The 12,428-nt window shown below is 38.8% G+C and carries 11 protein-coding genes; 6 read left to right on the top strand and 5 right to left on the bottom strand.

Annotation, left to right across the window (positions count from 1 at the left end):
- The first annotated feature begins 97 nt into the window (after nucleotides 1-97).
- From H7O61_RS05690 to gatC, 3 genes are read left to right on the top strand one after another with little or no spacing between them, the layout of a single operon-like run.
- Nucleotides 98-1,192 (top strand): hypothetical protein, encoded by a 1,095-nt coding sequence (locus H7O61_RS05690; protein WP_187875414.1) that lies wholly within the window; start codon nucleotides 98-100, stop codon nucleotides 1,190-1,192.
- A gap of 12 nt (nucleotides 1,193-1,204) precedes the next feature.
- A complete protein-coding gene (gpmI, locus tag H7O61_RS05685) occupies nucleotides 1,205-2,680 on the top strand; it encodes a 2,3-bisphosphoglycerate-independent phosphoglycerate mutase (RefSeq protein ID WP_187875413.1) in 1,476 nt (491 codons plus the stop codon).
- 14 nt (nucleotides 2,681-2,694) lie between these two features.
- Complete coding sequence (gatC, locus tag H7O61_RS05680; RefSeq protein ID WP_001165274.1) at nucleotides 2,695-2,976, top strand: Asp-tRNA(Asn)/Glu-tRNA(Gln) amidotransferase subunit GatC; 282 nt, start codon at nucleotides 2,695-2,697, stop codon at nucleotides 2,974-2,976.
- Between the two features lie 96 nt (nucleotides 2,977-3,072).
- Here gatC and H7O61_RS05675 read toward each other — a convergent pair whose 3' ends face one another.
- Entirely contained in the window at nucleotides 3,073-4,392 is a 1,320-nt protein-coding gene (locus tag H7O61_RS05675) for an adenosylmethionine--8-amino-7-oxononanoate transaminase (protein ID WP_187875412.1), read from the bottom strand.
- Between the two features lie 129 nt (nucleotides 4,393-4,521).
- Here H7O61_RS05675 and H7O61_RS05670 point away from each other — a divergent pair, with 129 nt between their 5' ends.
- The 3 genes from H7O61_RS05670 (at nucleotide 4,522) to ftsZ (ending at nucleotide 8,774) form a co-directional block, all read left to right on the top strand.
- The gene (locus tag H7O61_RS05670; RefSeq protein WP_187875411.1) at nucleotides 4,522-5,985 is read left to right on the top strand and encodes a peptidylprolyl isomerase; all 1,464 of its coding nucleotides are present in this window, start codon (nucleotides 4,522-4,524) and stop codon (nucleotides 5,983-5,985) included.
- A 15-nt stretch (nucleotides 5,986-6,000) separates the two neighbouring features.
- The gene (ftsA, locus tag H7O61_RS05665) at nucleotides 6,001-7,482 is read left to right on the top strand and encodes a cell division protein FtsA (protein ID WP_187875410.1); all 1,482 of its coding nucleotides are present in this window, start codon (nucleotides 6,001-6,003) and stop codon (nucleotides 7,480-7,482) included.
- A gap of 134 nt (nucleotides 7,483-7,616) precedes the next feature.
- A complete protein-coding gene (gene ftsZ, locus H7O61_RS05660) occupies nucleotides 7,617-8,774 on the top strand; it encodes a cell division protein FtsZ (protein ID WP_000233657.1) in 1,158 nt (385 codons plus the stop codon).
- Between the two features lie 269 nt (nucleotides 8,775-9,043).
- On the opposite strand, the gene H7O61_RS05655 is transcribed toward ftsZ, so the two are convergent.
- From H7O61_RS05655 to H7O61_RS05640, 4 genes are all read right to left on the bottom strand, one after another.
- The gene (locus tag H7O61_RS05655) at nucleotides 9,044-10,342 is read right to left on the bottom strand and encodes a hypothetical protein (protein WP_187875409.1); all 1,299 of its coding nucleotides are present in this window, start codon (nucleotides 10,340-10,342) and stop codon (nucleotides 9,044-9,046) included.
- A gap of 109 nt (nucleotides 10,343-10,451) precedes the next feature.
- Complete coding sequence (locus tag H7O61_RS05650; RefSeq protein WP_079295463.1) at nucleotides 10,452-10,640, bottom strand: hypothetical protein; 189 nt, start codon at nucleotides 10,638-10,640, stop codon at nucleotides 10,452-10,454.
- Between the two features lie 48 nt (nucleotides 10,641-10,688).
- Nucleotides 10,689-11,513 carry a small-conductance mechanosensitive channel MscS gene (mscS, locus tag H7O61_RS05645; protein WP_000343431.1) on the bottom strand — a complete coding sequence of 275 codons (825 nt, stop codon included), beginning with the start codon at nucleotides 11,511-11,513 and terminating at the stop codon, nucleotides 10,689-10,691.
- Nucleotides 11,514-11,653: 140 nt separating this feature from the next.
- Nucleotides 11,654-11,848, bottom strand: coding sequence for a hypothetical protein (locus H7O61_RS05640; protein WP_079295464.1), 195 nt, complete (start codon nucleotides 11,846-11,848; stop codon nucleotides 11,654-11,656).
- Between the last annotated feature and the right edge of the window lie 580 nt (nucleotides 11,849-12,428).

The raw sequence follows: 12,428 nt of genomic DNA, 5'->3' as shown, positions 1-12,428 counted from the left end.
CTCCCTAAAAAACAAAATCACTCTTAAGAATAAGCTAAATCATGCTAGAATTATACTTGAATTTATTTCTAGTTTAATTTATTTCTTAATACAAAAGGTGAGCGTTTTGAAACATTTAGCCCCACTCATTCATATCCCTTTTAAAGCTTTATGGCTAGGTACAGCCTTAAGCGTGTTCTTAAGTTTGAATTTGAGTGCTGAAGAAAGCCCCACTAAAACAGAGCCTAAGCCCGCTAAGGGGGTTAAAAACAAACCCAAATCGCCCGTTACTAAAGTCATGATGACCAATTGCGATAATCTTAAAGATTTTAACGCTAAGCAAAAAGAAGTCTTAAAAGCCGCCTATCAATTCGGCTCTAAAGAAAATTTAGGCTATGAAATGGCAGGCATCGCATGGAAAGAATCATGCGCAGGGGTTTATAAAATCAATTTTTCGGATCCGAGCGCGGGCGTGTATCATTCTTATATCCCAAGCGTTCTAAAAAGCTATGGGCATAATGATAGCCCCTTTTTGCGTAATGTGATGGGGGAATTGCTCATTAAAGACGATGCGTTTGCTTCTCAAGTGGCTTTAAAAGAGTTGCTCTATTGGAAAACACGCTACCATGACAATCTAAAAGACATGATCAAGTCTTACAATAAAGGCAGTCGTTGGGAAAAAAACGAGAAAGCTAACGCTGATGCTGAAAAATATTATGAAGAGATACAAGATAGAATCAGGCGTTTGAAAGAATCTAAAATCTTTGACTCGCAGTCCAGTAATGACCAAGAATTGCAAAAAAGTGCTAATAGCAACTTGGATTTAGACCCTATCGGCAACGCCATGCCCCAAACTTTAGCTCAAACAGAGACCAAAGAAACTCAAATAGAGGAAGCTCAAACGCAAAAATCTCAAGAAATGAAAGAGGCAGCTAGCGAGCGAGCCATTAAGAAGCCGCTAGAAAAAGCAAAAGATAAACCCATGTATTTGGCTCAAATCAATAGCGCTGATTTTGCGCCCGCTAAAAAAAGCCCAAAAAAACCGGCTAAAGCGAGTCCAAAACGCTCCCCCAAAAACAATATGAAAAACAATAAAGGCAACGCTAAAACCACTTCCAAAAATTCCAAAAGTAAAGAAGTGTGCAAAAATTGCTCTCCAGGGCAAAGGAACGCGATTTTAGCTAACCGCATCACTCTCATGCAAGAGCTTTAAAAAGTCCTAAAAATGGCGCAAAAAACTCTTTTGATTATCACTGATGGCATTGGGTATCGTAAAGATAGCGATCATAACGCATTCTTTCATGCTAAAAAACCCACTTATGACTTGATGTTTAAAACCTTGCCTTATAGCCTAATTGATACGCATGGTTTGAGCGTGGGCTTACCTAAGGGGCAAATGGGGAATTCTGAAGTGGGGCATATGTGCATTGGGGCTGGTAGGGTGCTGTATCAGGATTTAGTCAGAATTTCTTTAAGCCTTCAAAGCGATGGGTTAAAAAACAACCCCGCTTTTTTAAACACGATCCAAAAAAGTAAGGTCGTGCATCTTATGGGTTTAATGAGCGATGGGGGCGTGCATTCACACATTGAGCATTTTATCGCTCTGGCTTTAGAGTGTGAAAAATCCCATAAAAAAGTCTTTCTGCATTTAATCACCGATGGGCGCGATGTCGCTCCTAAAAGCGCTTTAACTTATTTAGAAACCATGCAAAATATCTGCAATGAAAGCATTCAAATCGCTACTATAAGCGGTCGTTTTTATGCGATGGATAGGGATAATCGCTTTGAAAGGATTGAACTTGCATATCATAGCTTAATGGGGCTTAATCACACGCCTTTAAGCCCTAGCGAATATATCCAAAGCCAATACGATAAAAATATCACTGATGAATTTATCATGCCAGCTTGTTTTAAAGATTATTGCGGCATGCAAGATGGTGAAAGCTTCATTTTTATCAATTTCAGGAACGATAGGGCTAGAGAAATCGTGAGCGCTTTAGGCCAAAAGGAATTCAGTGGCTTTAAGCGCCAAGCTTTTAAAAAACTCCATATCGCTACCATGACGCCTTATGATAACACTTTCCCCTACCCTGTTTTATTCCCTAAAGAAAGCGTTCAAAACACGCTCGCTGAAGTGGTCTCTCAACACAACCTGACCCAAAGCCATATCGCTGAGACTGAAAAATACGCGCATGTAACCTTTTTCATCAACGGCGGAATGGAGACGCCTTTTAAAAATGAAAACCGAGTGCTTATCCAAAGCCCAAAAGTTACCACTTATGACTTAAAGCCTGAAATGAGCGCTAAAGAAGTAACCCTTGCGGTGTTAGAGCAAATGAAACTAGGCACGGATTTGATCATTGTGAATTTTGCCAATGGCGACATGGTGGGGCATACAGGGAATTTTGAAGCGAGTATTAAAGCGGTAGAAGCAGTGGATGCATGCTTAGGCGAAATCCTTTCACTGGCTAAAGAATTGGATTACGCCATGCTTTTAACAAGCGATCATGGGAATTGCGAACGCATGAAAGATGAAAACCAAAACCCCTTAACCAACCACACTGCTGGGAGCGTGTATTGCTTTGTTTTAGGGAATGGAGTCAAATCCATTAAAAACGGAGCGTTGAACAATATCGCTAGCAGCGTGTTAAAACTCATGGGCATCAAAGCCCCAGCAACAATGGACGAACCCTTATTTTAAACTAAAGGAAAAGAATGCAAATTGATGACACATTATTACAACGCTTGGAAAAATTGAGCATGTTAGAGATTAAAGACGAGCATAAAGAGAGCGTTAAAGGCCATTTAGCGGAGATTTTAGGCTTTGTAGAAAACATCTTCGCTTTAGAAACTCATGCACTAAAAACGGATACAGAGCTATGCACCCCTTTAAGAGAAGACGAGCCTAAAAGCCAACCCCACATCGCCAAAGAGATTTTAAGCCACAACAAACACAGCCAAGATCATTATTTCGTTGTGCCTAAAATCATTGAATAGGTTTTATTGAATAGGCTTAATATCAAGTGAAAAACTTGATTTTTGAAACCAAACAAACAGAAAAAGCTATCGCTTGACTAAAATTCAAGCTCTTTACTATTTGTTTTCAGCCTTTTTTAATTCATCAATCACTTCCACTAACTCCGCAATCGCCTTTGTGATTTCTTCATGCGTGATAGTATAAGGGGGCATGAGGTAAATGGTGTTGTTTAAAGGGCGCAACAACAAACCTTTAGTTAGAGCTTTTTTAAAAACCGCCAAACTCAAACGCTCTTTGGTTTGAATAAAGACTTCAAAGGCAAAGACCATGCCCAAACGCCTTAGATTAGACACCACTTGTCGCTCTATCAAGGGTTTTAACGCATTTTGGAGCGCGCTAAAAATAAACCCGCTTAAAGCCTTGTTTTTTTCAATAACATTTTCTTTTTCAAAAATATCCAGCGTGGCGTTCGCGCATGCGCATGCTAGGGCGTTTCCTGTGTAGCTGTGCGAATGCAAAAACGCTTTATTTTCTTCATAGGGAGCGTAAAATTGGTTATAAATTTCATTGCGGGTTAATAGCGCGCTTAAAGGCAAATACCCCCCGCTAATCCCCTTAGACAAGCATAAAAAATCAGGCTCAATCCCGCATTGTTCATAAGCAAACATGCTCCCTGTGCGCCCAAACCCTGTAGCGATTTCATCAAAAATAATGTGGATGTTTTTTTGCTTGCATAATAAAACGGCTTGTTTTAAATATTTCGCGCTATAAATATGCATATTCCCTGCGCATTGTAAAAGCGGCTCTGCAATGAAGGCGCAAATTTCTTCACCATGTTCATCTAACAAACGCTTTAAAGCGTTCAAGCTATTTTCTATTTCATTGTCGTTTTTAGGCACGGGCGTGATGAGATTCTTGAGCAATAAGGGGGTGTAAGTGTCTTTATAAAGTTTCACATCGCCCACGCTTAACGCTCCCAAAGTCTCGCCATGATAGGAATTAGAAAGCGATAAAAAAAGCTTTTTAGGGCGCGTTTGATTCTTTAAAAAATGGGCGTGATAGCTCATTTTCAAAGCGATTTCAATACAAGATGAGCCGTTATCCGCATAAAAGCATTTATCCATACCGGTGAGCTGGCAAAGCCTTTGAGAGAGCGTGATGATGGGCTTATGGCTAAAAGAGGCCAAAAGGACATGCTCTAAACTATCAATTTGATTTTTAAGCTGTTGGCTGATATAGGCGTTATTATGCCCAAAAAGATTCACCCACCATGAGCTGATTAAATCCATGTAGGCGTTATCGTTAAAATCATAGAGGTAAATCCCTTGAGCCTTTTTAATGGGGATAATGGAGAAATTTTGATGCTCTTGCATTTGCGAGCAAGGGTGCCAAAGGTATTCTAAATCCAAAGCGGCTAAATTTTCTTGAAAATTCATGTTAAAAACTCTCTATAATAAGGATAATTTTAATAACCTTTGGTTAAAATAAGGTTATTTGATTTTACTATAAGGTTGTTTAAACCTGAATTTCACATTTTTGATTTTTTAAAAGGGATTAGAGTTCTTATGATTGAATGGATGCAAAATCATAGAAAGTATTTAGTGGTTACAATATGGATAAGCACGATCGCTTTTATTGCCGCTGGGATGATAGGCTGGGGGCAATACAGCTTTTCTTTAGATAGCGATAGCGCTGCCAAAGTGGGACAGATTAAGATTTCTCAAGAAGAATTAGCCCAAGAATACCGCCGCCTTAAAGACGCATATGCTGAGTCTATCCCTGATTTTAAAGAACTCACTGAAGATCAAATCAAAGCCATGCATTTGGAAAAAAGTGCTCTAGATTCGCTCATCAATCAAGCTTTATTGAGGAATCTCGCTTTAGATTTAGGGCTTGGCGCTACAAAGCAAGAAGTGGCCAAAGAGATCAGAAAAACAAGCGTTTTTCAAAAAGATGGCGTTTTTGATGAAGAATTGTATAAAAATATCTTAAAACAAAGCCATTACCGCCCCAAACACTTTGAAGAAAGCGTTGAAAGGCTTTTAATCCTTCAAAAAATCAGTGCTCTATTTCCCAAAACCACCACCCCTTTGGAGCAATCCAGCCTATCGCTTTGGGCAAAATTGCAAGACAAATTAGACATTCTTATCCTAAACCCTAGTGATGTTAAAATCTCTCTCAATGAAGAAGAGATGAAAAAATATTACGAGTCTCATAAAAAGGATTTTAAAAAGCCCACAAGCTTTAAAACACGCTCTTTATATTTTGACGCTAGTTTAGAAAAAACTGATTTGAAAGAGTTGGAGGAATACTACCACAAAAACAAGGTGTCTTATTTGGACAAAGAGGGGAAATTGCAGGATTTTAAAAGCGTTCAAGAGCAAGTCAAGCATGATTTAAGCATGCAAAAAGCGAATGAAAAAGCCTTAAGGAGCTATATCGCTCTAAAAAAAGGGAACGCACAAAACTACACCACGCAAGATTTTGAAGAAAACAACTCCCCCTATACTGCTGAAATCACGCAAAAACTCACCGCTCTCAAACCCCTTGAAATCCTAAAGCCAGAGCCTTTTAAAGATGGTTTTATTGTGGTGCAACTCATCTCTCAAATTAAAGACGAATTGCAGAATTTTAATGAAGCTAAAAGCGCTCTTAAAACCCGCCTAACTCAAGAAAAAACCCTTATGGCGTTGCAAGCTTTAGCTAAAGAAAAGCTTAAGGATTTTAAAGGGAAAAGCGTGGGCTATGTAAGCCCTAATTTTGGAGGCACTATTAGCGAACTTAACCAAGAAGAAAGCACTAAGTTTATCAACACCCTTTTTAACCGCCAAGAAAAAAAGGGGTTTATTACTATTGGTAATAAAGTGGTGCTTTATCAAATCACAGAACAAAATTTCAACCACTCCTTTAGCACAGAAGAAAGCCAGTATATGCAGCGTTTAGTCAATAACACTAAAACGGATTTTTTTGATAAAGCGTTGATAGAAGAATTGAAAAAACGCTATAAGATAGTCAAATACATCCAATAAATGCAAGGGGAAATCATGGAATATAAAGAAATCGTTATAGGGGTTGATATAGGCTCTAGAAAGATTTGCGCGATAGTGGCTGAATTTAAAGAAGGGATTTTGCGCATCATTGGCACAGCCCATCAAGACTCTAAAGAAATCAATTCAAAAGCCATTAAAAGAGGGCGTATCAATAGCCTTGCTCACGCTTCTAACGCCATTAAAGAAGTGATTAATAGCGCTAAAAAAATGGCAGGTTTGAACGCTGATGAAGACAGGAATAACCCCATTTCCTCCTTTAGAGAATCGTATTACCCTAAAACTAAAGCGATTGTTTCTTTTTCTGGGGCTTATACTGAAAGCATTAGAGATGTTACCGGTGTGGCTAGCACTAAAGACAATGTGGTAACCATTGATGAAATCAATCGCGCTATCAATAACGCATGCGCTAAAGCAGGCTTAGATAATGATAAACATATTTTGCATGCCCTCCCCTATCGCTTCACTTTAGACAAACAAGAAGTGAATGACCCTTTAGGGATGAGCGGGACTCGCTTAGAAGTCTTTATCCACATTGTCTATACAGAAAAAAACAACATTGAAAATTTAGAAAAAATCATGATCCAATCTGGAGTAGAGATTGAAAACATCGTGATCAATTCTTATGCAGCCTCGATTGCCACCTTGTCTAATGATGAAAGGGAATTGGGCGTGGCTTGCGTGGATATGGGCGGAGAGACATGCAACCTTACGATTTATAGCGGCAATTCCATACGCTATAACAAATACTTACCCGTAGGCTCTCACCATTTAACCACGGATTTATCGCACATGCTCAACACCCCATTCCCTTACGCTGAAGAAGTTAAGATCAAATACGGGGATCTTTCTTTTGAAGGCGGAGAAGAAACGCCCTCTCAAAATGTCCAAATCCCTACCACCGGCTCTGATGGCCATGAAAGCCATATTGTGCCGCTCAGTGAAATCCAAACTATCATGAGGGAAAGGGCTTTAGAAACTTTTAAAATCATCCACAGAAGCATTCAGGATAGCGGCTTAGAAGAGCATTTGGGCGGGGGCGTTGTGTTAACCGGTGGGATGGCTTTAATGAAAGGGATCAAAGAACTAGCCAGAACCCATTTCACTAATTACCCGGTGCGTTTGGCGGCCCCTGTGGAAAAATACAATATCATGGGCATGTTTGAAGATTTGAAAGATCCTCGCTTTTCAGTCGTGGTCGGCTTGATTTTATACAAAGCAGGGGGGCATACTAATTATGAAAGGGATTCTAAAGGGGTTATCCGCTACCATGAAAGCGATGATTATATAAGAAAAACCCACCAATCAAGCCCTACCCCCCACATCCATTCATCGCCCACAGAAAGGAATTTAAGCGATTTAAAAACCCCTAGCGCTCCTTTAAACACCGCTAAAAACGATGATTTCCTACCCATAAAACCCACTGAACAAAAAGGTTTTTTTCAAAACCTCTTGGATAAGATTTCTAAAATCTTTTAAGATATAGCGATTTCTTTATGCGATAAAACGGCTTGATACTTGATAGTTATCAAAAGCTAGAAAACATGGTATAATCCCTAGCTATCTATACAAAGTTTAAGATTTGCAAAAATCGTCTCAAGGGGAAAGTAGCTATGGTTCATCAATCAGAGATGGAAAATTATAATATCGGTCAAGCGAGCATTGAAGAAGTAAGCGATCCAGCTTATAAAGGGGCTAAGATTGTCGTTGTTGGTGTTGGAGGTGGGGGGTCTAACATGATTAAACACTTGGTTGAATACGGCGTGCATCAAGATGTTACCCCCATTGCAACAAACACTGATGGCCAACATCTCAAAAACAATCCCGCTCCGGTTAAAATCCTTTTAGGCAAAGAATCCACTGGAGGTTTAGGCGCTGGAGGGGTTCCTGATATTGGTAAAAAAGCCGCTGAAGAAAGTGCTGATGAAATTAGAGAAGCGATTAAAGACGCGAAATTAGTCATTGTCTCTACAGGGCTTGGAGGGGGGACTGGGACTGGAGCCACCCCTACTATTGTCAAAATCGCAAAAGAAGTGGGAGCGCTCACGATCGCTATCGTTACTAAGCCTTTCAAATATGAGGGGAATCAAAAAAGGAAGAGGGCTGAAGAGGGATTGAAAGAATTGGAGCAATCTAGCGATTCTATTTTGGTTATCCCTAACGATAAAATCCTTCTCACCATGAAAAAAAACGCTAGCACCACGGAATGCTATAGGGAAGTTGATGATGTCTTGGTTAGGGCTGTGAGCGGCATTTCTACGATCATCACCAAACCCGGTAATATCAATGTTGATTTTGCCGATTTAAAGAGCGCTCTTGGTTTTAAAGGCTTTGCGCTAATGGGTATTGGTGAAGCCACTGGCGAAGATTCCGCTAAATTAGCGGTGCAAAACGCGATCCAATCGCCTCTTCTTGATGACGCTTCCATTGAAGGGGCTAAGAGCATTATCGTCTTTTTTGAGCACCACCCTGACTATCCCATGATGGCTTATTCTCAAGCTTGCGATTTCATTCAAGATCAAGCCCATCAAGATGTTGATGTTAAGTTTGGCCAACACACGAGCGAGAATATCCCCATTGATCATGTGCGCGTTACTATCATTGCGACCGGTTCTGAAAGAAACAGCAACGGAGCGGGTTTGGAATCTATCGCTACGCCTTCTCAACCTGTGGTGAAACCAACAAGGAAAGTGGGCAATGGCGAGTATTTAAGAATCCCTACTGAAGAAGAGCTGTCCATACCCACAACCATAAGGATCCAACAAGATTGATTGCAGATCTTGCTTTCCTCCCCTATTTTTATAGGGCTATATAGGGCTATGATAAAGCGGTTTGTTGGGTTTGCTCTTGTTGATCATTAATAATAAAAATTTAGAATAAAACTAAAAGCTTTGGGTGTGCTGACCTTTAGAGCGTTTTATGGGATTTTAGGACGCTTTAAAGGGAAATCATCGCAAATACTCTCTTTTGTTAATGAAACGCTAGAAAGCCGTTATAGGTTATATCTTTATCCAACGCATAGATAAGAGATGGGTTTTCTCTACTTGTTGTTAGGCTTGTTGGTATTGTTTAACACGCTCGCAATAAGGCCAACACTCACGCTCTTACCTTGTGCCAAAGCGTTAGAGATTTTAATGATTTCAAGGTTTTGTTTCGCGCTCAATCTATAAGTCTTACTCAAATTCCGCCTCTCATAGTCTCGGCTTTTAATGGTTTCTTTTTCCCATCCACTCACCTCATCAATGGTAAAAACTTTAGGGTATCCATACGCACGAGCCATATTCTGCCTCCCTTTGATAGAGCCTACAATATAGCTCTCAAAAGGTTCGCTAAGCCTATCAATAGGTAAAATAGCTGTTTTGATTTGCGTTTTAGCGATTCCACCAAAATCTATGCCATAACCGCTATCAGGTTGTTTTTTGAAAAAGGTATAAACCTTGTCTTTTAATCGTGTGAGAAATTGAGGTAATTGTGCAGGCACTGAAAAAGCAATGCCATTGAATGTATCCCACACTTCACCATAACTACTAGGTTCAGCGCTGATTAAATCCACTTCATTAGCGCTTGCGTTTTGACAATAGCAAATAGCCGCTTGACTAAACGCTCTAGCTAACACCAATAAGGTCTTTTTTAAATTAAAAGTATCACTAGGTTCGTTTTGAAATACGAAAAAGCTCGTTTCTTTATCGGGTAAAAGGCCATCTTTTAGGCTCTCTTTCCAATACCCTACCACTTCAATATAACCCAGAAAATCCCGCTTAAAGTTTAAAAATGATTTCAGCTGTCGTGTCCTTTCCATATTGTCCTTGCTTGTGTAGCGGTATCTTTTAACAAATTCCTTACTGGACATAAAGCCTTTCATTGGAGCTTCACTTTTAGGATTTAAGAATTTATTAACAAAAGGTTTTCCTAACCCCTTACAGAGTTTGGCGTAGATGGTTCCATTACCTCTCAAAAAGGCGTCAGCATCATAATAGGCGTCTATGAAATTAGGGTCGTCATTCCAATTTTTGGTTACTCGGTCTGCTTTAGAATGTTTATAACCGATCTTATACGCTTCAATCAGTTTTTCTCGTTCCTCTTCAGTAAAATCAGTAATAAATTCAGGTTTAAAAGGTCTAAACGCCGAGATAGTCCCAAAGGGTAGTCCGCTTTTAATCTTACTCACCACCCTAGAAAGATTGGTGCTCTCAATAGTAGAGCCTTTAATGGGGTTCATCTTATAACTTAAAATCAACCTGTCAATGCTGTTCGAACAATGCAGAAATTTCATTTTCTCATCAATAGCTCTGACTTTAGAGCCTTCCATTCTTTCCAAAAAATCATAGTTCAATAGCATAACTCGCTCCTTTTTGTTATTGTTTAATGATACCACTCTATTACTTGCACCGTTCTTTAACGCTGACTTTTTCCTGTCATACTCGTTTAGTTGAGCCAATAAAGATTGGTTAGGATTTTGACAGAAATTTTGAGAGAGATAGCTGTTTTTTAGCTTCCTTAATATTCCTTGAGATAGCATCAAGGATAGATGATAACGAATGGGAATTGATAGGATCTTTTTCAGTATCAATCAAGTCAAACTTGGTGCGTTTAGAATTATTCGCACCGATGAAAATGTTTTTGAAATCGCTTGACATGGGTTATCCTTTAAAATCAACCATCATAACCAACGCGCCTCACGCCAATCACTTAGAAGAGTCTTGTTTGTTGATAGAAATATCTAGCTTGTTGAAAGGGATTTCAATACGATTAGCGTCCAGGGCGTTTTTGATGCGTTCAATGAGTTCGCTCCTCACATTAAAGATCCCGTCTTCAATCTTTGCCCAAACCCTAATAGTGAAATTCAGCGAACTTTGTCCAAAATCCGTGATTCCAATGAAAGTGGGCATGTTTTTATCAATTTTTTCCATCCCGTCAATAACGTCTTTTATAGTCTTATGCACCAGTTCAATATCGCTCCCATATCCTACCCCACAAACCCATTCAATGCGCCGACACGCCGTGTTATTGCTATTGATAATATTAGAATTAGCGACACTTCTATTAGGCAAAACCGCCAAACGCCCGTCATGCAAGCGTAAAGAAGTGTTAAAAAAATTAAGCGCTTCTACTTTGCCCTCTAGGCCAGAGATTTCAATGATGTCTCCTTTTTTGAAAGGGTGTAAAATAATAAGGATTATCCCTCCAGCAATGCTTGAAAGGTAATCTTTTAAAGCCAACGCCACCGCAATCCCCACCGTTCCTAAAACAGTGATAATAGAGGTGGTTTGCACGCCTAGCGTGCTGAGCGCGATGATTGTAGTAATGATAAGGATTAAGATAAAAGTAACCTGCGCGACAAAATTCGCTAAAATCTCATCCTTTTTGGATAAAAGTTTCATGGTTTTGTTCCGTAAGAAAAACGAAAAATAAAAACCTATACAAAAGACAACAATAGCCTTGATTAAGATTATCCCAAAATGCTTTGCCTGCGGGAAAAAATCCACTAACAGCGTTTTAATTTCATCCATAAATCTTTCCTTGCAAATCACAAAATCGCTAACAGAGACAAGATAACTTACCCTTATGTAGCTAATTTTGACATGTTAGCATGTTTAGGACTAACCTTATTACCACAACTCAAACGCTCAATCCAGCGTTAGCAATAAATTCAGTGGCTTTTAAGATGCTGTCTAATGAAAAAGGGTTTTTTAGCGTTGAACCTAGAGATTACTTTATGCGCACCCCCAACTTGATGACTACCACTCACTTTATGGTAATGGTTACCCCCTAGTTTGGCTTTAATGGATTTTATCGTTACGCTATCAACAGATACCGCTCTATAAGATTTTCGCATAAAAGCCATGGTATGTTTAAAAATCTCTGAGTAATTCTTTAGAATTTAGGGGAGTTGGGGCTTTCTCAATTTTGGTCAATGTTGGTGTGGTTAGAAATCTTAATTTTTTGACCCCTTTTGTAAGGCTTATAACCCACTCTTTCCTTTTTCTCAAAGAATAAAACTTTTCTCTTAAATCCATGTTTAATTGATACGGACTCTTTTCTCGCCAAATATAAAATCTTAAACTTTTTAAAAAATTGGATTTTAAGTTTTATTTTATTGCGTTAGATTTTATTTTATTGTCAAACTCGTTTTCTTAAAACCCTAAAAACCTTTGAATAAAACAATAAAAAAACTTAAGCAAAATAAGCAAGCAAAAAACTTTGAACAAAAATCTAAAACACAAAAACCATAAAACCCCCCAAACAACCCAACCCAAAAAAGTTAAAAACAAAAGAAATAAAAAAAACAACACCAGCGGAATAAAAGAATAAAAGAATAAAAGAATAAAAGAATAAAAGAATAAAGAATAAAAGAATAAAAGAATAAACCCCTTAAACAAACAAAAACAAGCGATCAATTAATGAAATCAGATAAAAACAAGATT

Source organism: Helicobacter pylori, from assembly GCF_014496965.1.
In the GTDB taxonomy this organism is placed as follows: domain Bacteria; phylum Campylobacterota; class Campylobacteria; order Campylobacterales; family Helicobacteraceae; genus Helicobacter; species Helicobacter pylori_CZ.
Note: the sequence above shows the minus strand (reverse complement) of the source record. Positions and strands in the feature narration are given on the sequence as shown.

What these genes read in the sequence shown, in the direction of transcription:
- ftsA (WP_187875410.1), top strand. Translation starts at nt 6,001, where the DNA reads ATGGAATATAAAGAAATCGTTATAGGGGTTGATATAGGCTCTAGAAAG.
- H7O61_RS05655 (WP_187875409.1), bottom strand. Translation starts at nt 10,342, where the DNA reads ATGCTATTGAACTATGATTTTTTGGAAAGAATGGAAGGCTCTAAAGTC.
- H7O61_RS05675 (WP_187875412.1), bottom strand. Translation starts at nt 4,392, where the DNA reads ATGAATTTTCAAGAAAATTTAGCCGCTTTGGATTTAGAATACCTTTGG.
- mscS (WP_000343431.1), bottom strand. Translation starts at nt 11,513, where the DNA reads ATGGATGAAATTAAAACGCTGTTAGTGGATTTTTTCCCGCAGGCAAAG.
- gpmI (WP_187875413.1), top strand. Translation starts at nt 1,205, where the DNA reads ATGGCGCAAAAAACTCTTTTGATTATCACTGATGGCATTGGGTATCGT.
- H7O61_RS05640 (WP_079295464.1), bottom strand. Translation starts at nt 11,848, where the DNA reads ATGGCTTTTATGCGAAAATCTTATAGAGCGGTATCTGTTGATAGCGTA.
- ftsZ (WP_000233657.1), top strand. Translation starts at nt 7,617, where the DNA reads ATGGTTCATCAATCAGAGATGGAAAATTATAATATCGGTCAAGCGAGC.
- H7O61_RS05670 (WP_187875411.1), top strand. Translation starts at nt 4,522, where the DNA reads ATGATTGAATGGATGCAAAATCATAGAAAGTATTTAGTGGTTACAATA.
- H7O61_RS05650 (WP_079295463.1), bottom strand. Translation starts at nt 10,640, where the DNA reads ATGTCAAGCGATTTCAAAAACATTTTCATCGGTGCGAATAATTCTAAA.
- gatC (WP_001165274.1), top strand. Translation starts at nt 2,695, where the DNA reads ATGCAAATTGATGACACATTATTACAACGCTTGGAAAAATTGAGCATG.